The sequence below is a fragment of the Pedobacter agri PB92 genome (assembly GCF_000258495.1).
GTDB lineage: Bacteria > Bacteroidota > Bacteroidia > Sphingobacteriales > Sphingobacteriaceae > Pedobacter > Pedobacter agri.
In genome coordinates this window covers 1-26,410 of the sequence record NZ_AJLG01000062.1, presented here as the reverse complement: position 1 = coordinate 26,410, position 26,410 = coordinate 1, and the positions used below count along the sequence as shown (strand labels likewise).

The window sequence follows — 26,410 nt, the reverse complement described above, 5'->3', positions numbered from 1 at the left end:
ACGTACACACTAGGGATTCACATTGATGAATCCCTTTTTTTATAGGTTTATTTCTGACTATTTATCTGGAAATTTAACGCCTCTGTATTTTGCAATATCGATTGTTGGTATCGTAGATGCGTACTTACCATTGATTGCATCAATAAAAACATTAGCGATCACCGCATTTCCACGAGGTGTTAAATGCACACCATCCAAAGAAAAAGCACCGCCAGTAATAAATGCAGAATTGATATTGATGCCTTGAATGGCAACGCCGGCCTTTACTAAATTCAAATAAGTGTAAGTATCAGCAATTGCTAAACCTTTACTATTGGCCAACGATTTAATTGTACTATTGTAGCTGTTTACATAATCTTTCACTCTGATCACTTCATCCTTATCGAGCACCCAGTTATTTGCTATCGGATTTCTTGGATCCAAACCATAAGGAATAGTCCCTGTTCCAAATAATCCTGCTGATTGAAATGGTAAACGGATTAAATCTTCACTCGTGGCTGCCCTTACACCAGTTGCGGTTTGAATAAACACCGCAACCGCCGCCGGATTGATGGCTTTTGCCGCCGCTAACAACGCTGGAACAGTCACTGTATTGAAGTATGGAACAGCAGTAACATCAGGAATAGTACCCACTACACCTTTTTGACCTCCGGCTGTTAACGCATTAACAAGATTAGAAAATAACATCGAGAAAGTTGCTTTATCAGTAAGCACATTTGTTGCATCGGTAGTTACCCCACCGTTCGTTGCCCAGCCTAATGCATCGTTATTACCTAACCACAAAGAGAAAAAAGTATGATTTCTACCTTGGATAAACTGGAAATAAGTAGTTGTACCTACCTGGCTATCAGTAAGCAAACGTTCCATGTACATATTTGCAGCGCTATATGGCGCAGCGAAGGCTAAATCCACACGCATTCCCGGAACACCAAGGTTTTGTATCTCTCCTGAATATTTTGCTAAATGGGTAGCATCCCGATAGGCTAAATTTGTAGTCACATTTGACAAAGTCGGACTACCATTCACTAAAGCCGAAAGATTCAAATATCCCGATCCATTTGCCTGTGCATCTGCAAAAAACGGAGAAGTAAATGTTCCCCCTCCTACTGATGCCATTTGAGCTGCCAGTAAATTTGGGTAAGCTACCTTTTGCCCTTCTAGATATAATCCGCCATCTGCAAAACCAGCAGTTAACGAATTCCCAACCGAAATGTATTTACCAAAATTTGCCTGACCAGCGCTTGTACCCGCAGGTGTATCAATTTCTGGTTTACAAGACGCTGCGAAAAGTAAAACGGCAGCAAAGAAGCTGTTTAATATATATTTTTTCATGTAAATTTCTCCTACCATTTATAAGTTAGTGAAAGCCCAGGAGCATAAACCAAAGTTTTAAATGTTCCATCTAAACCAGTTTCAATATTTTTTTGCTTACGCGATTTAACATCTTCAAAGAAAAACGATGCATTTACTTCAAAGCGACTGGTTGGTGCATATCCTACACCAGCACTCAAAATATAACGGTCTGCATCTGGTGCTTCCGGTGTTACATAGCCGTCTTGAACAGGAGAAAATGCATATCCAATCCCAGCTCTAAGTGCTAATTTTTCTGATGCTTTGTGATTCACCCCTAATTTAAACGAAGAGCCATCGCGATAATTGCGGGCCGACCTGGTATCGGCTAGAACTGGCGTATTCACAGCATAATCAAATGCCAGTTCTTCATAAACTCGCCACTGTACCCAACTGGCATCAAATGCCAAAGTTGTACTTTGCGAAAGTGGAATACCTATTCCTAAAGTTGTTGTAGATGGTAAAGGCAATTCAGCATTGAATGTGTTGCCTGCAGGAAAAGAAGATCTAAGTGATTCAGGAACATCAAAAGTTGCAGTTCCATCATTTAATTTAGTCACCACTTTCGATTTGTGTACAACGGCAAAAGTAATATTACTTAATGTATTAATATATAAACCAGCGTTCCAGCCATAGCCGCTACCCGTTCCTTCCAAAGTAGCATGTCCTGATCGACCGTCAGCATAATTTACCGGAAGAGCTCTTTGTAAGTTAACATCGCCATGATTGTAAACAAAACCTGCACCAATACCAATGCGGTCAGTAATTTTAACGCTTAAAGTTGGCTGAAAATAAATAGCCTTTAAATTTAAAGACGTAAGTGCATATCTTCCTGACCATTCATTTCCCCAATCAACCAAACCGCCAAATGGTGTGTAAACGCCTAAACCTAGTTTCCATTTATTTGATTTTGGTCCCCAAACCGCATAAGCCTCAAAAGGCGGAGCGATTTTATTTTTTACATGCTCTGTAATATTTGATCCGTTTTGCTGAAAGGCAGATTTAAAAAGAAGTGGATTTACCCCTGCTGAAATGGAGTTTTTCTCCAGAAAAGATACAGCACCAGGATTGAAAAACACTGATGCTTCATCCAATGCAAGTGCCGAACCGGCACCAGCCATTCCGATTTGCTTCTGTCCCTGTAAATTAACCTGAAAACCCTGCCCCAAAACCCACAGTGGTGCAGCAAGTAATGCGCTCAATAAAAGTTTTTTCATCATTATATATGGTTATAGCACAAACGCTTACTATGCTAACATAGTAGGCAAAAATTTGTTTTTAAGAATTATGGTGATACTTTAAAAAAATTATGCCTGAGCCGTTGGCCCGCCGAAACCCATTGGAAAAGGTGGCTCCTCTTGTGTTTTAATTCTGCCGTTTACTGCTTCGAATTTTTGAATGTTATCATCTAAAGCAGTTAACAGGCGTTTAGCGTGTTCTGGGGTTAAAATAATTCTCGATTTTACTTTGGCTTTAGGGATTCCCGGCATTACACGGATAAAATCTAATACAAATTCAGTATTAGAGTGCGTAATGATAGCAAGGTTTGAAAAAATCCCTTCAGCGATTTCTTCTGATAGCTCTATGTTTAGCTGATTCTCGTTCTGTTGTTCTTCCATAATGTGGTAAATTTTTGCACTGTTCTTAAATAGAGCGATTAAAGTTAATATTTTATCGGCAAGAGTAAAAAATATTAAACAAAAAAAGGGCTGTTTCAAACTAATGAAACAGCCCTTTCAAAAAATATGATTGTTATTATGCTTCTACTTCTTCTTGTTTCGAAGCCAATAATTTATCGTACTCTTCCTGAGAACCAACAATGATTCTTTCGTAACCACGTACACCCGTTCCTGAAGGAATTAAGTGACCAACGATCACATTTTCTTTCAAGCCTAACATGTTATCGCGTTTACCTGCAATTGCCGCCTCATTTAACACTTTCGTAGTTTCCTGGAACGAAGCCGCAGAAATGAACGATTTAGTACCTAATGATGCACGCGTAATACCTTGTAAGATAGAACTTGCAGTTGCTGGCCTTGCATCTCTAACAGTGATCTGTTTTAAATCCTTACGCTTCAATTGAGAATTCTCATCTCTTAATCTACGTAACGAAACAATTTGACCTGGTTTTAAATCAGTTGAGTCACCTGCATCTTCTACAACTTTTTTGTCGTACATCGCATCGTTCTCTTCTGCAAAATCCCAACGGTCTACAGCGTTATTTTCTAAGAAAATAGTATCACCTGGATCCTCGATGTGAACTTTCTGCATCATCTGGTGAACAATTACCTCGAAGTGTTTATCGTTAATTTTCACACCTTGCAAACGGTAAACCTCTTGAATACCATTTACTAAGTATTCTTGAACCGCTGCCGGACCTTTAATTGATAAAATATCTGCCGGAGAAATTGAACCATCTGATAAAGGCATACCCGCTTTCACAAAGTCATTATCCTGAACAAGGATGTGTTTAGACAATGGAACAAGATATTTTTTAACTTCACCATCTTTCGATTCGATAGTAATTTCACGGTTACCACGTTTAACACCACCCAAAGTTACCACACCGTCAATCTCAGTTACTACTGCTGGGTTTGAAGGATTACGTGCTTCAAATAACTCAGTTACACGAGGTAAACCACCTGTAATATCTCGGGTTTTACCAGTTGCACGAGGAATTTTAGCGATAATCTGACCAGTTTGAATTGTTTCACCTTCATCAACTGAAACGTGCGCACCTACCGGAATGTTATAACCTTTGATAAATTCACCTTTCTTGTCAACGATTTGAACTGAAGGGTTTTTAGTTTTATCACGTGTATCGATAATTACCTTTTCACGGTGACCAGTTTGCTCATCTGATTCTTCACGGAAGGTAACACCTTCAATAATCGCATCAAATTGTGCTTTACCGGCAAATTCCGAAAGAATAACCGCGTTGTATGGATCCCATGAACAAATTTTATCGCCTTTTGATAACTTATCACCTTCTTTTACGAATAAGAAAGCACCATAAGGGATATTGTTCGTTACGATCACTCTACCTGTACCTGGTTCAACAATTTTGAACTCACCTGAACGGCCTAACACAACTTGTACTGTACCTTCTTCAGTTTGAGTATCTACCGTACGGATGTTTTCAAATTCGATCACACCATCAAACTTAGCTACGATGTTTGATTCTGCAGCAATGTTTGATGCAGTACCACCCACGTGGAAGGTACGAAGTGTTAACTGTGTACCCGGCTCACCGATTGATTGTGCAGCAATTACGCCAACTGCCTCACCTTTTTGAACACGTTTACCAGACGCTAAGTTACGACCATAACATAATGCACAAACACCACGTTTAGATTCGCAAGTTAGTACTGAACGAATTTCAATTCCTTCCAAAGGTGATTCTTCGATCAATTTGGCAACTTCTTCATTGATATCTTCGCCAGCTCCTACTAATAATGTATTATCCAAAGGATTGTATACATCATGTAGTGAAGTACGACCTAAAATTCTATCAAATAATGGCTCAACGATATCTTCCTGATCTTTCAAAGCGGTAGTATACATACCTCTTAAAGTACCACAGTCATTATCGTTAACAATCATATCCTGAGCAACATCATGTAAACGACGGGTTAAGTAACCCGCATCCGCCGTTTTTAACGCCGTATCCGCCAAACCTTTACGGGCACCGTGAGTAGAGATAAAGTACTCTAATACTGATAAACCTTCTTTAAAGTTTGATAAAATTGGGTTTTCAATGATATCACCACCTGAACCTGATTTTTGAGGTTTCGCCATCAAACCACGCATTCCGCAAAGCTGACGAATCTGCTCCTTAGAACCACGTGCACCTGAATCAAGCATCATGTAAACTGAGTTAAAACCTTGGTTATCCGAAGATAATTGAGTCATAACGAAAGTAGTCAACCTGTTGTTGATACGGGTCCAGATATCGATAATCTGGTTGTAACGTTCGTTGTTGGTAATGAAACCCATGTTATAGTTGTTTCTTACCTCTTCAACTTCAGCAGCTGCCTGCTCTAATAAAGTATGTTTCTCTACCGGAATGTTTACGTCTTGTAAGTTGAACGATAAACCTCCCTGGAAAGCCATTTTGAAACCTAATTCTTTGATATCATCTAAGAATTGAGAAGCACGGGCCATACCTGTCATCTTAACTACCTCACCGATAATATCTCTTAACGATTTTTTAGTTAACAATTCATTGATATAACCAACTTCTTCAGGTACCAACTGGTTAAATAATACTCTACCAACAGTTGTTTCTGTTAATTTATTAACGATAGAACCATCGCTTTGCTTAACATTTACTCTTACTTTAATGAAAGCATGAAGATCTAATTCTTTCTCATTGTAAGCGATAATTACTTCTTCTGGAGAATAGAAATTAGAATCCTGACCTTTAACCACTCTAGTATCATCTGTTCTACGGCCTTTAGTAATATAATAAAGACCCAAAACCATATCCTGAGAAGGTACTGTAATTGGCGTACCGTTTGCAGGGTTTAAGATGTTATGTGCGGCCAACATCAATACCTGGGCTTCCAAAATTGCTGCATTACCTAACGGTAAGTGGACAGCCATCTGGTCACCATCAAAATCGGCGTTGAATGCAGTACAAACCAATGGGTGTAACTGAATCGCTTTTCCTTCAATTAATTTTGGCTGGAAAGCCTGAATACCTAATCTGTGTAATGTAGGTGCACGGTTTAATAATACCGGGTGGCCTTTCAATACATTTTCTAAGATATCCCAAACTAGTGGATCTTTTCTATCAACGATTTTCTTAGCAGATTTAACTGTTTTTACCACTCCACGCTCAATCATCTTACGAATAATGAACGGTTTGTAAAGCTCAGCAGCCATATCTTTAGGAATACCACACTCGTGTAATTTAAGGCTAGGCCCTACAACAATTACCGAACGAGCAGAATAATCCACACGTTTACCTAATAAGTTCTGACGGAAACGACCTTGTTTACCTTTCAAGATATCTGAAAGTGATTTCAAAGCACGGTTACCTTCAGTTTTAACCGCGTTAACTTTACGTGAGTTATCGAATAACGAATCTACAGCTTCCTGCAACATACGTTTTTCGTTACGTAAAATTACCTCTGGTGCTTTAATCTCGATCAAACGTTTTAAACGGTTGTTACGGATAATTACACGACGGTATAAATCATTTAGATCTGAAGTAGCAAAACGGCCACCTTCTAATGGAACTAAAGGACGTAATTCTGGTGGAATAACCGGAACGATTTTAACAATCATCCACTCAGGGCGATTCTCGATACGTGTATTCGCACCACGGAAAGCTTCAACAACCTGTAGACGTTTTAAAGCCTCATTTTTACGTTGTTGAGAAGTTTCATTAGCAGCCTGGTGACGTAGATCATAAGATAAAGTATCTAAATCAATACGTTTTAATAAATCTTCTAATGCTTCAGCCCCCATTTTGGCGATGAATTTATTAGGATCTTTATCGTCTAAGTACTGGTTCTCTTTAGGTAATTTATCTAAGATATCTAAATATTCTTCCTCTGTTAAGAAGTCCATATAATTGATACCTTCCTCGGCCATTAAGCCTGATTGGATAACTACATAACGCTCGTAATAGATAATTAAATCTAATTTTTTAGTAGGCAAACCTAATAAATAACCGATTTTGTTCGGTAAAGAACGGAAATACCAGATATGCGCAACTGGAACCACCAAAGCGATGTGTCCCATACGTTCTCTACGTACTTTTTTCTCCGTTACCTCAACACCACAACGATCACAAACGATTCCTTTATAACGGATACGTTTATATTTACCGCAATGACATTCGTAATCTTTTACCGGACCAAAGATACGCTCGCAGAACAAACCATCACGTTCTGGTTTGTAAGTACGATAGTTAATGGTTTCCGGTTTCAACACCTCACCGCTTGAGCGCTCCAAAATAATTTCCGGAGACGATAAGCTAATCGTGATTGATGTGAAATTGCTTTTTAATTTATTATCCTTTTTGTAAGACATATGCTTTTTTGAGTTAAAAGTTAAAAGTGCAAAGTTGAAAGTAGCCGAAGCTTTAAACTTTCAACTTTTAACTTTATACTTTAGTCTAACGTAATATCTAAACCTAAACCGCGTAACTCATGTACCAATACGTTAAACGATTCTGGAACACCTGGAGTTGGTAGGTTTTCACCTTTAACAATGGCTTCGTAAGTTTTGGCTCTTCCAATAACATCATCCGATTTAACGGTTAAGATTTCTTGGAGAATATTAGCAGCACCGAATGCCTCTAATGCCCAAACCTCCATCTCACCAAAACGCTGACCACCAAACTGGGCTTTACCACCCAATGGTTGTTGTGTAATCAATGAGTATGGTCCGATTGAACGGGCGTGCATCTTATCATCAACCATGTGACCTAATTTCAACATGTAGATAATACCTACAGTTGTAGTCTGATCGAAACGCTCACCAGTTAAACCATTGTATAAGTAAGTTTTTCCTGAAGCTGGAACACCTGCTTTAGCAATCCACTCTTCAACCTCATCATGCGTAGCACCATCAAAAATCGGAGTTGCGAATTTCACACCCAATTCTTTACCGGCCCATGCCAATACGGTTTCGTAGATCTGGCCAAGGTTCATACGTGAAGGTACACCCAGTGGGTTCAACACGATATCAACAGGGCTACCATCAGCTAAGAAAGGCATATCTTCATCACGTACAATACGTGCAACAATACCCTTGTTACCGTGGCGACCCGCCATTTTATCACCTACTTTTAATTTACGTTTTTTAGCTACATAAACTTTTGCCATTTGTACAATTCCCGATGGAAGCTCATCACCTACACTGATTGCGAATTTATCGCGTTTGTAAGCTCCAAGTTCTTCGTTAACACGGATACCGTAGTTGTGAAGCAACATTTTAATCATCTCGTTTTTGTCATCATCAGTAGTCCATTTGTTAGGGCTGATGTGCGCAAATTCAAGATCTGCTAAAATTTTCTGAGTAAATTTAGCACCTTTAGCTACTAATAATTCTTTGTAAATGTTAAATACACCCTGAGATGTTTTTCCGTTTACAATCGTGAATAATTTATCTACTAATTCTGCTTTTAATTTCTCAGTGATATTGTTATATCCTTTGTCTAATTTCTCAATTGCCGATTTCTCTTCAGCTTTTGTAGTTTTCTTAGCACGGCTGAATAATTTAGTATCAATTACTACACCCTGGATAGAAGGAGGAGTTTTTAAAGACGCATCTTTAACATCACCTGCTTTATCACCAAAGATTGCACGTAGTAATTTTTCTTCCGGTGATGGATCAGACTCACCTTTTGGAGTAATCTTACCAATTAAAATGTCACCTTCTTTTACATCAGCACCGATACGGATAATACCATTTTCGTCAAGGTCTTTTGTAGCCTCTTCAGAAACATTCGGGATATCTGGTGTTAATTCCTCTTCTCCACGTTTAGTATCACGCACTTCTAATTCAAACTCTTCAATATGCAATGAAGTGAAAACGTCATCACGAACAATACGCTCATTGATTACAATCGCATCCTCAAAGTTGAAACCTTGCCAAGGCATGAAAGCCACTTTCAAGTTTCTACCTAATGCCAACTCGCCATTTTCAGTTGCATAACCCTCGCAAAGCACTTGTCCTTTAGTAACTTTCTGACCTTTCTTAACGATTGGCTTTAAGTTGATACAAGTATTCTGGTTGGTTTTTTGAACTTAATTAAACGATAAGTTTTGCTATCACCTTCAAATGAAACTAAACGATCATCTTCGTTACGCTCATATTTAATCGTGATTTCGTTAGCATCTACATATTCTACAACACCGTTACCTTCAGCATTGATCAAAGTTCTTGAGTCACGGGCAACGCGACCTTCCAAACCTGTACCAACGATTGGCGCTTCAGGACGTAACAAAGGTACGGCCTGACGTTGCATGTTCGATCCCATCAAAGCCCTGTTCGCATCATCATGTTCTAAGAACGGAATTAACGAAGCAGCGATTGAAGTAATCTGGTTAGGCGCAACGTCCATTAAGTCTAATTTCTCAGGCTCAATGATCGGGAAGTCACCTTCATAACGTGCTTTAACACGTGGTGTGATGAAATTACCTTTATCATCATATTCTGCATTTGCCTGAGCGATGGTTTTACCATCTTCATCTTCTGCAGATAAATAAATAACGTCTGAATCAACAACTACCTTACCATCTTCAACACGTTTGTATGGTGTTTCGATGAAACCTAAATTATTGATTTTTGCATGCACACAAAGTGATGAAATCAAACCAATATTTGGTCCTTCAGGTGTTTCAATTGTACATAAACGACCGTAGTGCGTGTAGTGAACGTCACGTACCTCGAAACCAGCACGCTCACGTGATAAACCACCTGGGCCTAATGCTGATAAACGGCGTTTGTGCGTGATCTCTGCTAACGGATTCGTTTGATCCATGAACTGAGATAACTGGTTTGTACCAAAGAAAGAGTTGATTACTGATGATAACGTACGGGCGTTAATCAAATCAGTCGGTGTAAACACCTCATTATCGCGAATGTTCATACGCTCACGGATTGTTCTAGCCATACGGGCTAAACCAACACCGAATTGTGCGTATAATTGCTCACCTACCGTACGTACACGACGGTTTGATAAGTGATCGATATCATCCACTTCTTCTTTTGAATTGATCAATTTGATCAGATATTTAACAATCGCAATAATATCTGCTTTTGTTAAAACTTTTACCTCATCAGGGGTATTCATTTTCAATTTACGGTTGATGCGGTAACGACCAACATCACCTAAATCGTAACGTTTATCCGAGAAGAATAAACGATCAATGATACCACGAGCAGTTTCCTCATCAGGTGGTTCTGCGTTACGCAAAGCACGATAGATGTTTTCAACAGCTTCTTTCTCTGAGTTAGAGGTATCTTTTTGTAATGTATTATAAATAATGGTATAATCTGCCTGACTAGCGCCATCCTCTTTCGATAAGATAATGCTTTTCACGCCAGCTTCGATCACCATATCAATGTGTTCGTCTTCTAAAACGGTTTCTCTCTCAAGAATCACTTCATTACGGTCGATAGAAACTACTTCACCTGTATCTTCATCTACAAAATCTTCAACCCATTTCTTTAAAACTCTTGCCGCTAGTTTACGACCGATATATTTCTTTAAACCTGATTTACTAACTTTTACTTCGTCAGCAAGATCAAAAAGTTCTAAGATGTCTTTATCAGAATCGTAACCGATAGCACGTAATAAAGTGGTAACCGGGAATTTTTTCTTACGATCGATGTAAGCATACATCACGTTGTTCACGTCAGTAGCAAACTCGATCCATGAACCTTTGAAAGGAATAACACGTGCTGAATACAATTTGGTTCCGTTAGTGTGACGGCTTTGGCCGAAGAACACGCCTGGAGAACGGTGTAATTGCGAAACGATAACACGTTCTGCACCGTTGATAACAAATGTACCTTTTGGTGTCATATACGGGATTGTACCTAAATACACATCCTGAATAATGGTTTCAAAGTCTTCATGTTCAACATCGTTACAAGAAAGCTTAAGCTTTGCTTTTAATGGAACATTGTAGGTTAATCCACGCTCAATACACTCATGTATATCGTAACGTGGCGGATCAACAAAATAATCAAGAAACTCTAATACGAAGATATTTCTTGAATCTGTTATTGGAAAGTTTTCAGCAAACACTTTAAACAAACCTTCGCTAGAGCGATCGTCTGATGTGGTATCTATCTGGAAAAATTCTCTGAATGATTGCAATTGCACATCCAGAAAATCCGGATAGTCTATAATGTGCTTACTAGTTGCAAAATTTACTCTTTGTTCGACTGTCTTTGCCAATGGACTAAAAGATTTTAGTTTAAGAATAAACTATTTGTTTGGTTCGGATTTCAAACATGCTCATTAACCAAACAAAATGAGATGTTTATAAACAGGTAAAGACACCGACATTTTCAGTCGGTGTCTAATACATTTTTAGCTTAGCTAAATTAAGTGATTACTTAATTTCAACTACTGCTCCAGCTTCTTCTAATTGTTTTTTAAGAGCTTCTGCTTCGTCTTTAGCAACACCAGCTTTTAATTCTTTTGGTGCACCGTCAACTAAGTCTTTAGCTTCTTTCAAACCTAAACCAGTTAAGTCTTTAACAAGTTTTACAACTGCTAATTTCTGACCACCAGCTTCTTTTAAGATTACATCAAAAGATGTTTTTTCTGCAGCAGCAGCAGGTGCATCACCACCAGCAGCAGGACCAGCAACTACAGCAGCAGCTGCAGGCTCAATACCATACTCATCTTTTAAGATTTGAGCTAATTCATTAACTTCTTTTACTGTTAAGTTTACCAATTGCTCAGCAAACGCTTTTAAATCTGCCATTTTATTAAGATTTTAAAAATTTACGTGTGTAATAATTTTGTTTAATTTGCGAACTTAAGGTGTTCGTTAACCTTCTCTTTCCTGAAGAGTTTTAACAATTCCTGCAATTTTGCTACCGCCTGATTGAAGCGCAGATAGAACATTTTTAGCTGGTGATTGTAATAATCCAATGATATCGCCAATAAGCTCTTCTCTTGATTTCAAGCTTACTAAGTTATTCAATTGGTCATCGCCAACGTATACTGATGAATCTATGTATGCCGCTTTAAGCACAGGTTTATCAGAAGTTTTTCTCAAAGTTTTAATCAACTTAGCCGGAGCGTTTGCTGTCTTTGAGAATAATAATGATGATGAACCTTTAAGCGCTTCGTATATCTCAGAAGCATCGCCATCTAAACCTTCAATCGCTTTGCGGATTAAAGAGTTTTTAGCAACTTTCATTACGATATCACCTTCGAAACATTTGCGGCGGATGTTATTGATCTGCTCAACAGAAAGGCTAGAAGTATCAGCAATATAAAAATTGCCAAACTCTTGCATTTGTCCTTGTAGTTCTAAAACTACTTCGTTTTTTTCTTCTCTGTTCATGATTAAATCCCCGCTACTGATTTAGTTTCAATTGCAATCCCAGGACTCATTGTAGAAGACACGTGAATGCTTTTAAAATAAGTTCCTTTTGCAGCAGATGGTTTTAATTTAGAAATTACCTGAATGATTTCAAGTGCGTTTTCATAAATTTTGTCTGCTGGGAATGATACTTTTCCTATCGAGGCGTGTATGATACCCGTTTTGTCTACTTTAAAATCAATCTTACCTGCTTTAACCTCAGTTACAGCTTTACCAACTTCGTTAGTTACTGTACCTGATTTTGGGTTAGGCATTAAGTTCCTTGGACCTAAAACACGGCCCAATTTACCTACCTTAGCCATACAAGCTGGTGTAGTGATAATAATGTCTACATCGGTCCAACCACCTTCAATTTTAGCAACATACTCGTCTAAACCAACGAAGTCTGCGCCTGCTGCTTTTGCTTCTTCTTCCTTATCAGGAGTTACTAAAGCTAAAACACGTACAGTTTTACCTGTACCGTGAGGTAAAGTAGCAATACCACGTACCATTTGATTGGCTTTACGCGGATCTACGCCTAAAGATACATCAATATCAACTGATGCATCAAATTTAGTAGTAGTGATTTCTTTTACCAAAGCAGCAGCATCCTTCAAAGTATAAGCTTTACCAGCTTCTATTTTAGCATGTGCCTTTTTTTTGATTTTTAGTTAATTTCGCCACTGTTGTAAACTGTTTTTTAATTAATTGTTCCAGGGTGCGTCACCAGAAACGGTGATTCCCATACTGCGTGCTGTTCCAGCAACCATACTCATTGCAGATTCGATTGTAAATGCATTTAAATCAGGCATTTTATCTTCAGCAATAACTTTAATTTGGTCCCAGGTCACCGACCCAACTTTTTTACGGTTAGGCTCAGCAGAACCACTCTGTAATTTAGTAGCATCTTTTAACTGGATAGCTACCGGAGGGGTTTTGATGATGAAATCGAATGACTTATCAGCATAAACAGTAATTACAACTGGCAATACTTTACCTGCTTTATCTTGGGTACGAGCGTTGTACTGTTTGCAAAACTCCATAATATTCACCCCTTTAGCACCTAATGCAGGTCCTACTGGTGGCGATGGATTTGCCGCTCCGCCTTTGATCTGTAATTTGATCATTGCACTGACTTCTTTTGCCATTTTGTGTTTTTTGTTTATTTAAAACTCAATGTTAAATATTGGAAGCATGTAACATTTATTTTCCTTACCGCTCCTATAAAGCCTAAAGGACTGCAAAGATATGGATAATCTTACAGTACTACAATAGATTAGGAAAAATATTTTTAATATTAATTCGATACATCATACGAGAAACAAAAAAGCTTTCCCTTTTGAGGAAAGCTTTTTCTTATATTTTGAAAATCGTAATTCGTAAATCTAAAATCGTAGATCAGCTTATTCTTTTTCTACCTGCATGTAGTTAAGTTCCAATGGTGTTTTACGACCGAAAATCTTAACCATTACTTTTAGTTTTTTCTTCTCTTCATTTACCTCTTCGATAATACCTGAGAAACCGTTGAAAGGTCCGTCCATTACTTTAATGTTTTCACCAACATAATAAGGAACATTCATTGTTTCGCCTTGCTCGCTCATCTCATCAACCACACCTAAAATGCGGTTCACTTCTGCCTGACGCATTGGAATTGGATTACCGGCTTTATCGCCTAAGAAACCAATTACGCTGTTAATTCCTTTGATGATGTGCTCTAACTCTCCATCCAACGTAGCCTCGATTAAAACATAACCAGGATAAAAGTTACGCTCTTTGGCAATCTTTTTACCATCTTTCATTTGGTAATATTTTTCCATCGGTATTAAAACCTGAGGAACCAAATGAGAGAAACCTAAACGGCTGATCTCAGCATCAATGTATTGTTTTACTTTCTTTTCTTTACCGCTAACCGCCCTTACAACGTACCACTTTAGATCGCTCATTAGTAAATATTAATTAGAAAGTGATTTATAAAAAGTATCTAACACAAATGTAGAACCTTTATCCATTGCAAAAATAACCAATGCAATAATTAAAGAAGCTACTAAAACAAGAATCGCAGAGCTTTGCAACTCTCCCCAAGTAGGCCATGTAACCTTACTTGTCATTTCATCGTATGATTCTTTTATAAACTCAACTACTTTAGCCATATCAAATATTGAATGAGTGAATGAGTAAATGAGTGAATGATATTACTTGAAAACTTAGTTTCAAATTCAATCATTCACTCATTCTGGAACTCAATCATTATGTTTAGCACGGGAACAAGGATTCGAACCCTGATCAAAGGTTTTGGAGACCTCTATTCTACCGTTGAACTATTCCCGTGTGTATAAAAAAGAGCTAGCCTAAACTAGCTCTTTTTATATTATTGCAGCTTAAAATTAAGCTAAGATTTCAGTTACCTGACCAGCACCTACTGTTCTACCACCTTCACGGATAGCGAAACGTAGACCTTTTTCCATTGCAATCGCGTTAATTAATTTAACAGTGATTGTAACGTTATCACCTGGCATTACCATTTCAGTTCCTTCAGCTAGTGAGATCTCACCAGTTACGTCTGTAGTACGGAAATAGAATTGAGGACGATATTTGTTGAAGAATGGAGTGTGACGACCACCTTCAGCTTTTGATAATACATAGATCTCAGCTTTGAAATCAGTGTGAGGAGTTACTGAACCTGGTTTACAGATTACCATACCACGACGGATATCAGTTTTCTCAATACCACGTAATAATAAACCTACGTTATCACCAGCTTCACCGTAATCTAAGATTTTACGGAACATCTCAACACCAGTTACTGTAGATTTTAAGTTCTCAGCACCCATACCTAAGATCTCAACTGGATCTCCAGAGTTGATTACACCACGCTCAATACGACCTGTAGCAACAGTACCACGACCAGTGATTGAGAATACGTCTTCAACAGGCATTAAGAAAGGAAGATCAGTTAAACGTGGAGGAATTGGAATGTAGCTATCAACAGCATCCATTAATTCCATGATTTTACCAACCCATTTAGCATCACCGTTTAATCCACCTAATGCAGAACCTTGGATTACTGGAATATCATCACCTGGGAATTCGTAGAAAGATAATAATTCACGAACTTCCATTTCAACTAGTTCTAATAATTCTGGATCATCAACCATATCCACTTTATTCATGAATACAACTAATGAAGGTACACCAACCTGACGAGCCAATAAGATGTGCTCTCTAGTTTGTGGCATTGGACCATCAGTAGCAGCAACAACGATAATTGCACCGTCCATTTGAGCAGCACCAGTAACCATGTTTTTCACGTAATCCGCGTGACCTGGACAGTCAACGTGTGCATAGTGACGGTTAGCTGTTGAATACTCAACGTGAGCTGTATTGATAGTAATACCTCTTTCTTTTTCCTCTGGAGCAGAGTCAATTGAATCGAATGAACGTGCCTCAGTTAAACCAGCATCAGCCAAAACTTTTGTAATAGCCGCTGTTAAAGTTGTTTTACCGTGATCGACGTGACCGATTGTACCGATGTTTAAGTGCGGTTTACTGCGGTCAAATTTTTCTTTTGCCATTTTATTTATAACTAATTAGTAGGTTAACTTTTTATTATTTTTATTTTTTGTTATTTCAACACAAAAAACCTTGTCTCTTCTGTATATCTAACAGATTTAACAAAGCTTTATTATACCTGAGCCAAAGATGGGACTTGAACCCACGACCTCTTCCTTACCAAGGAAGTGCTCTACCGCTGAGCTACTTCGGCTTTTCAGTTAACAGTTTTCAGTTGCCAGTTATAAGTAACTGTAATTGTTAATTGCGAACTGCTCAACTTTATTGGAGCGGAAGACGAGGTTCGAACTCGCGACCTATAGCTTGGAAGGCTATCGCTCTACCAACTGAGCTACTTCCGCTTATCGATTCACAACTTCAGATTCACGAATTACGATTGATTTCAACCGTTAATCTAAAATCTTTTAATCTAAAATCAATCGGTGGGGAGAGAAGGATTCGAACCTTCGAAATCTTGCGATAACAGAGTTACAGTCTGTCCCATTTGGCCGCTCTGGAATCTCCCCAACTTTATTTTAAAATGCTAACACTTTAAAATAAAAGAGCCTCCTATCGGAATCGAACCAATGACCTACTGATTACAAGTCAGTTGCTCTACCAGCTGAGCTAAGGAGGCTTTTAATTTTGTGCAATGATACGAAAAATCTTCATTTTTCATACTATTAACGTGTTTTTTAAAAACTTTTATCTTTTAAAAGAACTAACCTTTTCTTCTTGGCATAACGCCCTTTCCGAAAGGGAATGCAAATATACACACTTATATTTCACTTCAAAATAAATTTGAAAAAAAATAGCGAACATTTTTTGTTCGCTATCTCTTTATTTATGTTTTAAATTAATATTCACTTAATAATCAGATGCTTCGCTTTCACTTAAAATTGCTTTGTGTTCGCTTAATTTTGCACGAGTTTTTTCTTTGTGCTTGGTGATTTGTTTTCTTAACGACTCAATTGCTAAATCTGTCGCCTCTTCAAATGATTTACATTGTTCTTTAGCGAAGAGTGTTCCACCCGGCACAATAAGTTTAATTTCACTTATTTTATTAGCTTCATCCTCTACGTTCTCTAATTTTAAATACACTTCACCACTAATGATCTGGTCAAAAAACTGATCCAGCTTATTTGCCTTTTTCTGTATAAAGTCTAACAACTTACTGTCTGCACTGAAGTGGATTGATTGAACTCCGATTTTCATTTTTCCTCCTTTTTTTACGCCTTTGGATGGGCTTGTTTATAAATTGTTTTTAATCTTTCGATTGAATTGTGGGTGTAAACCTGGGTTGCCGCTAAACTGGCATGACCCAAAAGTTCTTTAATAGCATTTAAATCTGCGCCGGAATTTAACAAGGTAGTCGCATAACTATGCCGCAATACGTGGGGACTTTTTTTGTCATTGGTTGATATATGGTTTAGGTATAAGGTTACAATACGGTATATTAACTTCGGATACGCCGGTTTACCTGTATTGGTAACGATTAAGTTAAGCAAATTGTTGCTAAAATTCTGCAACTTTTTTTGTTCAATATAGTTACCCACCTGATTAGTAAGCTGTTTATTTATAGGTATAATGCGCTCTTTATTCCTTTTACCCAGAACTTTTATTGTGCCCGAATACATATCTACATCAATATCTTTTAACTGAATAAGTTCAGCTAAACGCATACCCGTACCAAATAATAATTCGATTACCAGATGATCGCGGATTGAAGCAAAACTGTTATCAAAGTATTGCTCAGCATCCAATAAATTATTCATTTTTTGCGAATCGACAAACACCGGAAGGCGTTTAGGGATTTTGGGCGCTTTAATTAAAACAGTGGGATTATGCTCCACTTTTTCTTCCCGCAATAAAAACTTATATAAACTTCTTAAAGCTGATACTTTCCTGTTGATGGAAGATTCTGATGTTTGTTTCTCCATTAAATCAACCATGTAGCTTCTAATGTGCGTATGTTTAACTTCAGGAAAACTGATTTCGAACGTATTGGCAATGTATTCTTCAAACTGATCCAAATCGGTTTGATAGGAGATTATGGTATGCGGAGAATAGCGCTTCTCGTGAGTTAAATAGGTAATAAAGCTTTTTAGCAACATTCAGTATCTCCTTACTCGGTACAAATATGAAGTTACAAATTGTTTTGATATAAAGAAATCATTAATTAATTGTTCAGTGTAAAGATTTCGATGGAGCACAAAACAAAAAAGTCCCGATCTAAAGATCGGGACTTCAATAATAACTATATCGTGAACAACTATGAAGTTGTATCTTGATTCATATTCTGAATGTAAACAGCATGTTTAATTTCAGTACGACGAGCAACGGATTTTTTCTCGTATGCTTGGCGACTACGTAGTTCTCTCAATACACCAGTTTTTTCAAACTTTTTCTTGAAACGTTTAAGGGCTTTATCTAATGATTCGCCGTCTTTAATGTTGATAATGATCATAACGCTGAAATACCTCCTCTCGTGGTTTTTAAATTTCCCATGTTATCAGGGCTGCAAATGTAAGCAAATAATTGAAAATGAGAAAGATTTTTAAAAAGATTTTTTGTGCTTTGCAATAATTGATTTATTACATTCTTTAACTACTTTTATTGATACATTATAAGATATGACAACAAGTAAAAAAGTTATTTCAATAGTCGCTGTTTTAGTGATTCTTTTGCTAGCAGTAATTTGCTACTACCGTTACTTCTTCGTTTTTGGCGAAGGCGTAAAAGCAGGCGAGCTAAACTACGTAGTAAAGAAAGGATATATTTTTAAAACTTATGAGGGCAAAATTATCCAGAGTGGAATTCGATCGCGAACAACAGGTACTGTACAAAGTAACGAATTTGAGTTCTCTATCTCTGATAAAGATATTGCTGAAAAAATGATGGCCAATAGTGGCAAGTTTTACGAATTACACTATAAAGAATACAAGAATTCGTTGCCTTGGCGTGGATTCAGTGTTTATGTGGTAGATAGTATCCTGACGGCGAAGTAGCTTTAGCGGGAGTACATAGTACATAGTACATAGTACATAGTACATAGTACATAGTACATAGTACATAGTAGAAACCTTCTATCGTGGAAATGGGTTTTTAATTTTATTCAAAAAAAATCCGGAGGCAGCGAAGCCCTCCGGATTACTCATAATATATATTTGGTTTGTTGTTTCTGATTAACTTTCCGCTTTAACCTTTCGGTTTTTAGCTTAATTTAATATTTCTCTGGCAATCACAATCTTTTGGATCTCCGAAGTCCCCTCTCCTATTGTACACAACTTGCTGTCGCGATAAAATTTCTCTACCGGAAAATCTTTGGTATAACCATAACCGCCGAATATTTGCACAGCCTCTGTAGCAACTTTTACCGAAACTTCAGAAGCAAAATATTTAGCCATTGCAGACTCCTTCGTCATAGGTAAATGTCTGTTTTTTAAATCGGCAGCCTGACGGATCAATAACTCTGCCGCTTCAATTTCAGTAGCCATATCAGCCAGCTTAAAACTAATGGCCTGAAAACTGGAAATTGGCTGACCAAACTGCTGACGTTGTTTTGAATATGAAACCGCAGCATCAAAGGCACCTTTTGCAATTCCTAAAGCCAAAGCCGCTATCGAAATCCTACCGCCATCTAACACCTTCATGGCTTGTTTAAATCCTTCGCCAACATTACCCAGTAGATTAGCTTTGGGTACACGGCAGTTATCAAAAATCATTTCTGTGGTTTCCGATGCCCGCATCCCCAGTTTGTTTTCTTTCTTACCTGCTGAAAAGCCTGGTGTTCCACGTTCTACCACGATCGCAGAAATTCCTTTTGAACTTCCTTGCTCACCGGTTCTCACCATTACCACCGCGATGTCTCCACTTTTACCGTGAGTAATCCAGTTTTTTGCTCCGTTAATAATGTAATCGTCGCCATCTTCAACTGCAGTTGTCATCATTCTCAATGCATCAGAACCGGTATTGGCTTCGGTTAACCCCCAGGCGCCAATCCATTCTGCCGTAGCTAATTTTGGCAGCCATCTTTGTTTCTGCTCTTCGTTTGCAAAAGCCAAAATATGGCCGGTACATAACGAGTTGTGCGCTGCCAAGGATAATCCTATTGAGCCGCAAACCCTCGCCACTTCAACAATTACATCAACATATTCCTGATAGCCTAGTCCTGAACCGCCGTATTCTTCAGGCACTAAAACACCCATTAATCCTAATTCGCCCAACTGCTTGAACAAATTCACCGGAAAATGTTGCGCTTCGTCCCACTCCATTATATTCGGACGAATATTCTTCTCGGCAAAATCGCGAACCATCGCTTTTACACTTTGCTGGGTTTCTGTTTCAGAAAAATTAAAGCTAACGCTCATAGTTTATATTTAGTAGATATGGGCAATAATAAACAAATATTTCATAGTTCATTCCCATCAAATATTTGCAGCGGCACAGAATGAAATGGTATTTGGTTCAATTAGTCAATCGGCTATTGAGAGACCTATCAAATTGATAAAGGAATGATTTTTTTATTTTTTTTCCAAAACCCCGCTATCAAAGCGGGAAAGTTAAAAATTAAAATATCCCACGAAACATTAAAAAGATATATATGGTGTGATTTGGTCGATTATTTTCTGATTCAGAATAACAATCTTTTTCAAATCCGAAGGATTATTGTAGTTCCCGTGTTGTTTTCTATACTGAATAATGGCATTTATCTGCTTGTAAGATAGATATGGATTGCTCTTCAAATCGTTAAACTGAGCAGTGTTAATGTTAACAATTTTTAAATCAATGCGACTCAAAGTAATCTGATCTCTGATTTCATCGTATTTGGCAGAATCTAAACCATATACTTCCATTAGTTGCTCTTTCTTATAAAACCCACCCAGGCGTTCCCTGTATTTAAGAATTCGATTGGCAAAAGCTCCTCCTATCCCTTTTATTTCATCTAACTGAGCAGAATCTGCCGTATTAATATCTACAATTACCGGAGCTTTTTTCACATACTCTTTTTTCTCATAAACAAAATCAGTTTTTTTGAAATTGTCAGGCTGATCTTCAATTCTCACAAATGGCCTTATTTTATCATACATGGCTGGCGAAATGGTATACATTTTTGCCAGGTCTTCTACCCTACGAAATCTTCCGCCTTTAAGGGTATAATTCACAATAACCTGCGCCTGCTTGGCAGATAAACCTAATTTTTGCCACCCTTCACTATCCAGTTGGTTAGGGTCGAAATTAAATAGCGTTACAACTTTGCCAGTGCTTGTACTTTCAATTCTATCTCTGGTATAATTAAAATTTTGCTGATCAGTTATTTCTATTTTCCTAATCTTAGCAAGCAAACCTGGATCATCTTTCTCCACAATACGAAAGTGATCATATACAATAGGTATGACTTTTAACAGCATGATCAAAAATATTAGAACCAGCAAACCATTGAATTCACCTTTACTGAAGCCAAAATGTTTATTAAGCCAAACTCTCATGTGCGATATGACGTGTGTATTATAAATATAAATCTTATTTTTGGGATTGCAAAGCTCACGGGTTTTGGCTATCAACAATCTAAGAATTACTATATGAAGATCATAACTACCTCTGAGTTTGCGAAAGCGACCAAGATAGATAAACTTGGTGTGCCAGGTTTAGCAGGCTTGATGATGGAGATCATGAAACTGAATGACATCAACGACGTTTTTGCTCAAAACCAACATTTTAAAGGCTTAGAGTTTGTAGATAAAATACTGGAAACGATTGGTGTTTCTATCGAATTTGATGATGATGATTTGAAAAGCATCCCGAAAACGGGGCCTTTTATTGCCATTGCCAATCATCCTTATGGCGGTGTTGAAGGCCTTGCTTTGGTTAAACTATTGTGCACCGTTCGCCCTGATGCCAAGGTGATGGTCAATTTTATTCTGAAGAAAATCCCTAATCTGGATGAATTTTTCGTAGCCGTAAATCCTTTTGAAAATGTTCAACATTCATCGAGCATCAGTGGTTTAAAAACAACGTTTGATTTATTGAGAAATGGAACGCCAATTGGGATTTTCCCTGCTGGTGAAGTATCTACCTTTAAACTAGACGCACAACAGGTTACCGACAGAATGTGGCATCCGGTGGTAGGTAAACTAATAGCAAAAGCAAAGGTTCCTGTAGTTCCTATATATTTTCATGGAAATAACGGTGTTTTATTCAACATCTTAAGTTTTATTCATCCAACTTTACGCACAGCAAAACTTCCTTCAGAGTTTTTGAATAAGCAAGGTTTAACCATTAAAGTTAGAATCGGCAAGGCTATTGCGCCATCAGAGGTTTCACATATGAACAGCAGTAATAAGCTGATGGATTTTCTACGAGCCCGCACCTATGCACTAGGCGTAGGTTTAGATGAGGAAAAAAGATTATTCAATCCACTGAAGCTATTCAAGATTAAGAAAAAACCTGCCGAAGTTATTGAAGAAACCTCGAGAGTTTTAATTAAGGGTGAAGTAGAAACACTGGAAGACTTTAGAGTTTGGACAGAAAAAAATTATGAAGTTTATATTGTTCCGACTCTTAAAATCCCAAATATTTTAAGAGAAATTGGTCGTTTGAGAGAAATCACTTTTCGCGAAGTGGGCGAAGGAACCAACAAAAAAATCGATCTGGATAATTACGATATTTATTATAACCACCTTTTTATTTGGGATAAGGAACTCGAAAACATTGTAGGTGCATATCGCATTGGTAAAGGCGATGAGATTTTAGAAAGTATGGGGCGCCGCGGCTTTTACCTTTCAGAACTTTTTAAAATGAAGGATCAATTCTACCCGATGCTTAAGCAGGGAATAGAATTGGGTAGATCATGGATTAGAAAGGAATACCAAGGGAAACCACTTCCATTGTTTTTATTATGGAAAGGTATTTTAAAATATCTGATCGATAATCCGCAGTATCGTTATATGTTTGGTCCGGTAAGTATAAGTAACAGTTTTTCGAAATTTAGTAAAGCGCTGATTGTAGATTATATTACCAAGAACCATTTCGATTACGAAATGGCAAAATATGTAAAACCAAGAAATAAATTCAAGGCGGATTTACTACCCATTTCTACCGACACTTTGGTTGATAGCAGCGAATCGTTTAAAGATTTGGATAGCATTATTGGCGACATTGAAAATTCACACATTAAAATACCTGTATTATTGCGCCAATACATGAATTTAAATGCAAAAATTATATCATTTAATATTGATCCGAAATTTTCTGATTGTTTAGATGGTTTCCTTGTGGTCGATACACACAATATTCCACCAGAGATGCTGGAAAAACTTGGCAAGAATTTATAGCTTTTAAATAAAAATACCCAGACATCCATCTGGGTATTTTTGTTATCAACTAACCTAAACTTTATAAATACTAACCAAATATTTATAGCGCAAATATGAGGTTACATTATTAAGAATAAATTAACTAATCGTTATAAAATTTATAAATGATTTAGATTTTAGCCGGGTAAAAACGATTGATTGATTTTCTTAGGCTATTATTTTTCGCATCATGATATCCGTTTGCTCCTCATCACCCATTTTAAATATATGCCTACTGAAGGGCACAAAACCATTTTTTTCGTAAAATCGAATCGCTTTAGGATTCTCCTCCCACACCCCTAGCCATATTGATTTTTTCATTTTTTTTCATAGCTATTTCTACAGCTTGATCATAAAGCAGCTGTCCAACTTTTTTACCATGATAATGTGCCTTTACATATATACGCTCTATCTCTAAAGCGTCGCTTTCCTGCAGCTCAGTCTGCGCATCGTTCATATTTACTTTGAGATAGCCAATTGGAATTTGATGATCACAGGCTATAAAAAATAATGAGTTAGGATGATTCAATTCAGTCTTAACTTTTTCAGCACTAAAACTTGTTTGTAGATATTGCTGCATTACCTCCTCAGTATTGCCCGATGCAAAAGTTTCATAAAAAGTTTCTCTGCCAATTTCCTGTATTATTTTGAAATCAGTTGAAGTAGCGATGGAAATTTTGATTGCATTCATTCAATTTGATTTAGGTTCAGCGTAAGTTAAAATAAACAAAAAAAGGTTACAACAATCGCTGTTGTAACCTTTATCTAAATTAACGCTCTCAATCTTTATGATTGTGATGCAAGGCTCTCACCCCTTGCGTTGGCAAAAGTAAGACTTTGAATTTAATTTCCAAATTTAAATTAAGCTTATTTTAATTTTTCTGGAGGTTTGATAAAATTGATGTTAACTTAATGTAAAGCCAATATCTAATCCTTCACATAAAGAAATTGTTGATTTTAAGTTAATATGGTGTAAATTTAAAATTACCAGTCATTTGCTTTAGTGAGCCTGCTATGAAAATTTTAATCAAAAGCTTTTTATTTGCCGCTTTGCTACTTTTAAATATAAAAGTAACAGCGCAGCAACATGCTTTTGAATTTTACGAAGGCACATTCAATTTCGAGCTTGATCCTTCGGTAAATATTCCGGTTAATAAAATCCCATCTAAGGCTGAAGCCATAAAATTTTATGAATCTATTGTTTTGGCGAATCCGCAAAAGCTCATTCAATCCCTTCAGGCTTACCAAATAAAACATCAGTTAAACGACTGGATTTATTATCAACTCATCCGGAAAACAGCCGAAGAGATAAGTCCGAAGGCGGAGAACTATTTCCGTTACACACTTTACAAATGGTTTTTATTAAGTAAGTGCGGATATGACGCTAAAATCGCCATTGGTAACGAGCAAGTGATTTTTTACATCAGGAATGATGAAGACATTAGCGATGTTCCGTTTTTTATGATCGACAAGCAAAAGTACATGTGTTTAAATTATCACGATTATGGAAAGCTTTTTCAACAAAGTGTTTACATCCCGCTTAAAATTAAAATACCTGAGGCTATAAATTCTTTTTCATACAAAGTAACCCGGATGCCTGATTTCAAGCCTGAAAATTACGAGGATAAAGATGTTCAATTCAGTTATAGGCAAAAAGTTTATCATTTCAAGCTAAAGGTTAACCAGGAAATTCAATCACTGTTTAAAAATTATCCGGTAGTGGATTACGCCAGCTACTTTAACATTCCATTGAGCAGGGAAACCTATGGCTCCTTAATTCCAATTTTAAAGGAAAACGTTAAAAAAATGGATCAGAAGAAAGGTGTTGATTATTTAATGCGCTTTACCCGTTATGCATTTCTTTACGAAGACGATGGGCTAAATTTCGGAAAAGAAAAACGGTTATCACCTGAGCAAACGTTATTAAATAAATACAGCGACTGTGATGACAGGGCAGCTTTATTTTTCTTTTTGGTAAAGGAAATATACAATTTACCGATGATTGCCCTGCTCTATCCCACTCATCTCACCATGGCCGTTCAGTTTGATAAGCCAGTTGGAGATGTTATCGTTTACAAAGACAGGAAATACTCTTTCTGTGAACCCACTCCTCAAACACAGGATTTAAAAATCGGGCAAATTTCTTCTGATTTGAAAAACACGCCATACGAAATCGTTTACGCTTATGACCCTATTAAGCGCTAATCATTCGCAAAATCTGATATTAAGCCAATATTAACAAAATGTAATGTTATTGCTAAGGAACTAAAACTGTTGGTCTTTTGAGTTATTTTCGATTTCGATGATCAGTAATAATCTAAAAACAATCCTATGTCAGCAGTAATTTATAATGTGATTAAAGAATTTTTTGTTGAGATCCATGGCCATCCGGTTAAGGCGAGGATTCTTTCACCAATAAATGATGAGAATAGCTTCAAGTTTCAGATTAGCTTATATTTCAAAAGTAAAAGCAATGCTGATGAAAGTGAGCCAGCCTCTACCTTTACTTCTTATGCCAATGCAGAAAGACATTTGTTGGCTTATCTGGAAGCTTTTCAAAACACTTTGGATTTGGGTGGTGAGGTAGCTGAAGGCAGTAGGTTTTAAAGATTTTCTTTATCATCTTTCTCTGGAGGGCGTTCAGAATCAATTACCTCCTGTTCAAATTTCGTTTTGTCTTCCTGATTTCTTTTGATCAAAAAGACGATTAGTAAAACAACGATTACTACAATTACAATTACAACTGGCAGATTTATACCCATGATTTTTATCTTTAGTGATCATCAACAACTATAAATATATGCCTAAATATTCTTGATGTTAACTGCGATTTTCTTGCTTAACATAATCATAATATTAATTTAACTTCTTGATCTTCTATCTTTGGGGAAATCCCCAAGAGTTAAATGAAAAAGAATAAATCCAGGTCGAAATCTGAATCGACAAGCAAAAAATTACGAAAAGAACTAGAATCAAAATTAGCCCTTGCATTTAATGAAGTTGTTAGCCAGTACGGCAAAGCAAAGAAAGCAGATAGCGTGATCGAGAAATTTGCAAAACAACTTTCGAAGAAAATCAAAATCGCTACAT

At 37.2% G+C, this 26,410-nt stretch carries 22 protein-coding genes, 5 tRNA genes and 2 pseudogenes; 5 read left to right on the top strand and 24 right to left on the bottom strand.

Going from position 1 to position 26,410, the window contains the following annotated elements; genetic code table 11:
• Positions 1–57: 57 nt before the first annotated feature.
• The 20 genes and pseudogenes from ON09_RS10920 to rpsU form a co-directional block, all read right to left on the bottom strand.
• Complete coding sequence (locus tag ON09_RS10920; protein WP_029204277.1) at positions 58–1,332, bottom strand: SGNH/GDSL hydrolase family protein; 1,275 nt, start codon at positions 1,330–1,332, stop codon at positions 58–60.
• Between the two features lie 11 nt (positions 1,333–1,343).
• On the bottom strand, positions 1,344–2,570 hold the full coding sequence (locus ON09_RS10915) for an OmpP1/FadL family transporter (RefSeq protein ID WP_010601100.1): 1,227 nt from the start codon (positions 2,568–2,570) through the stop codon (positions 1,344–1,346).
• A gap of 87 nt (positions 2,571–2,657) precedes the next feature.
• Positions 2,658–2,969: a DUF3467 domain-containing protein gene (locus ON09_RS10910; protein WP_010601099.1), complete on the bottom strand. Its 312-nt coding sequence runs from the start codon at positions 2,967–2,969 to the stop codon at positions 2,658–2,660.
• A 136-nt stretch (positions 2,970–3,105) separates the two neighbouring features.
• The gene (gene rpoC, locus ON09_RS10905; protein WP_010601098.1) at positions 3,106–7,392 is read right to left on the bottom strand and encodes a DNA-directed RNA polymerase subunit beta'; all 4,287 of its coding nucleotides are present in this window, start codon (positions 7,390–7,392) and stop codon (positions 3,106–3,108) included.
• 80 nt (positions 7,393–7,472) lie between these two features.
• Positions 7,473–11,275 (bottom strand): annotated as a pseudogene (rpoB, locus tag ON09_RS10900) (DNA-directed RNA polymerase subunit beta).
• Between the two features lie 157 nt (positions 11,276–11,432).
• Positions 11,433–11,810, bottom strand: a complete 378-nt coding sequence (rplL, locus tag ON09_RS10895; protein WP_010601097.1) for a 50S ribosomal protein L7/L12 — start codon at positions 11,808–11,810, stop codon at positions 11,433–11,435.
• A gap of 66 nt (positions 11,811–11,876) precedes the next feature.
• Entirely contained in the window at positions 11,877–12,398 is a 522-nt protein-coding gene (gene rplJ, locus ON09_RS10890) for a 50S ribosomal protein L10 (RefSeq protein ID WP_010601096.1), read from the bottom strand.
• Between the two features lie 2 nt (positions 12,399–12,400).
• Positions 12,401–13,100, bottom strand: a pseudogene (gene rplA / locus ON09_RS10885) (50S ribosomal protein L1).
• Positions 13,101–13,120: 20 nt separating this feature from the next.
• On the bottom strand, positions 13,121–13,564 hold the full coding sequence (gene rplK, locus ON09_RS10880) for a 50S ribosomal protein L11 (protein ID WP_010601094.1): 444 nt from the start codon (positions 13,562–13,564) through the stop codon (positions 13,121–13,123).
• Between the two features lie 255 nt (positions 13,565–13,819).
• Entirely contained in the window at positions 13,820–14,359 is a 540-nt protein-coding gene (gene nusG, locus ON09_RS10875) for a transcription termination/antitermination protein NusG (RefSeq protein ID WP_010601093.1), read from the bottom strand.
• Between the two features lie 9 nt (positions 14,360–14,368).
• Complete coding sequence (gene secE / locus ON09_RS10870; protein WP_010601092.1) at positions 14,369–14,566, bottom strand: preprotein translocase subunit SecE; 198 nt, start codon at positions 14,564–14,566, stop codon at positions 14,369–14,371.
• A 107-nt stretch (positions 14,567–14,673) separates the two neighbouring features.
• Positions 14,674–14,744 (bottom strand) — tRNA-Trp (locus ON09_RS10865).
• A gap of 56 nt (positions 14,745–14,800) precedes the next feature.
• The gene (gene tuf, locus ON09_RS10860; protein WP_010601091.1) at positions 14,801–15,988 is read right to left on the bottom strand and encodes an elongation factor Tu; all 1,188 of its coding nucleotides are present in this window, start codon (positions 15,986–15,988) and stop codon (positions 14,801–14,803) included.
• A 119-nt stretch (positions 15,989–16,107) separates the two neighbouring features.
• A tRNA-Thr gene (locus ON09_RS10855) sits at positions 16,108–16,179 on the bottom strand.
• Between the two features lie 72 nt (positions 16,180–16,251).
• Positions 16,252–16,327, bottom strand: a tRNA-Gly gene (locus ON09_RS10850).
• Between the two features lie 82 nt (positions 16,328–16,409).
• A tRNA-Tyr gene (locus ON09_RS10845) sits at positions 16,410–16,492 on the bottom strand.
• Positions 16,493–16,529: 37 nt separating this feature from the next.
• A tRNA-Thr gene (locus ON09_RS10840) sits at positions 16,530–16,602 on the bottom strand.
• 230 nt (positions 16,603–16,832) lie between these two features.
• Positions 16,833–17,180: a ribosome hibernation-promoting factor, HPF/YfiA family gene (hpf, locus tag ON09_RS10835; protein WP_010601090.1), complete on the bottom strand. Its 348-nt coding sequence runs from the start codon at positions 17,178–17,180 to the stop codon at positions 16,833–16,835.
• A gap of 14 nt (positions 17,181–17,194) precedes the next feature.
• Complete coding sequence (locus ON09_RS10830) at positions 17,195–18,079, bottom strand: tyrosine-type recombinase/integrase (RefSeq protein WP_010601089.1); 885 nt, start codon at positions 18,077–18,079, stop codon at positions 17,195–17,197.
• A 158-nt stretch (positions 18,080–18,237) separates the two neighbouring features.
• Entirely contained in the window at positions 18,238–18,432 is a 195-nt protein-coding gene (rpsU, locus tag ON09_RS10825) for a 30S ribosomal protein S21 (protein WP_010601088.1), read from the bottom strand.
• Between the two features lie 166 nt (positions 18,433–18,598).
• On the opposite strand from rpsU, the gene ON09_RS10820 reads away from it, so the two are divergent.
• The gene (locus ON09_RS10820) at positions 18,599–18,973 is read left to right on the top strand and encodes a hypothetical protein (protein ID WP_010601087.1); all 375 of its coding nucleotides are present in this window, start codon (positions 18,599–18,601) and stop codon (positions 18,971–18,973) included.
• Between the two features lie 210 nt (positions 18,974–19,183).
• Here ON09_RS10820 and ON09_RS10815 read toward each other — a convergent pair whose 3' ends face one another.
• On the bottom strand, positions 19,184–20,335 hold the full coding sequence (locus ON09_RS10815; RefSeq protein WP_010601086.1) for an acyl-CoA dehydrogenase: 1,152 nt from the start codon (positions 20,333–20,335) through the stop codon (positions 19,184–19,186).
• A gap of 219 nt (positions 20,336–20,554) precedes the next feature.
• Positions 20,555–21,376 (bottom strand): ComEA family DNA-binding protein, encoded by an 822-nt coding sequence (locus tag ON09_RS10810; RefSeq protein ID WP_162097941.1) that lies wholly within the window; start codon positions 21,374–21,376, stop codon positions 20,555–20,557.
• Positions 21,377–21,547: 171 nt separating this feature from the next.
• On the opposite strand from ON09_RS10810, the gene ON09_RS10805 reads away from it, so the two are divergent.
• Complete coding sequence (locus ON09_RS10805; protein WP_010601084.1) at positions 21,548–23,299, top strand: lysophospholipid acyltransferase family protein; 1,752 nt, start codon at positions 21,548–21,550, stop codon at positions 23,297–23,299.
• Between the two features lie 298 nt (positions 23,300–23,597).
• Here ON09_RS10805 and ON09_RS10800 read toward each other — a convergent pair whose 3' ends face one another.
• The gene (locus ON09_RS10800; RefSeq protein ID WP_010601083.1) at positions 23,598–24,011 is read right to left on the bottom strand and encodes a GNAT family N-acetyltransferase; all 414 of its coding nucleotides are present in this window, start codon (positions 24,009–24,011) and stop codon (positions 23,598–23,600) included.
• A 323-nt stretch (positions 24,012–24,334) separates the two neighbouring features.
• On the opposite strand from ON09_RS10800, the gene ON09_RS10795 reads away from it, so the two are divergent.
• Together ON09_RS10795 and ON09_RS10790 are read left to right on the top strand one after the other, a co-directional pair.
• Positions 24,335–25,525 (top strand): hypothetical protein, encoded by a 1,191-nt coding sequence (locus ON09_RS10795; protein ID WP_010601082.1) that lies wholly within the window; start codon positions 24,335–24,337, stop codon positions 25,523–25,525.
• A gap of 126 nt (positions 25,526–25,651) precedes the next feature.
• Positions 25,652–25,927 (top strand): hypothetical protein, encoded by a 276-nt coding sequence (locus ON09_RS10790; protein ID WP_010601081.1) that lies wholly within the window; start codon positions 25,652–25,654, stop codon positions 25,925–25,927.
• Here the strand turns inward: ON09_RS10790 and ON09_RS25170 are convergent.
• Entirely contained in the window at positions 25,924–26,082 is a 159-nt protein-coding gene (locus tag ON09_RS25170) for a hypothetical protein (RefSeq protein WP_157258925.1), read from the bottom strand. The genes ON09_RS10790 and ON09_RS25170 overlap by 4 nt on opposite strands.
• A gap of 144 nt (positions 26,083–26,226) precedes the next feature.
• On the opposite strand from ON09_RS25170, the gene ON09_RS26010 reads away from it, so the two are divergent.
• Positions 26,227–26,410, top strand: a 184-nt coding sequence (locus ON09_RS26010; protein WP_010601080.1) for a hypothetical protein, incomplete at its 3' end; no start/stop codon positions are given.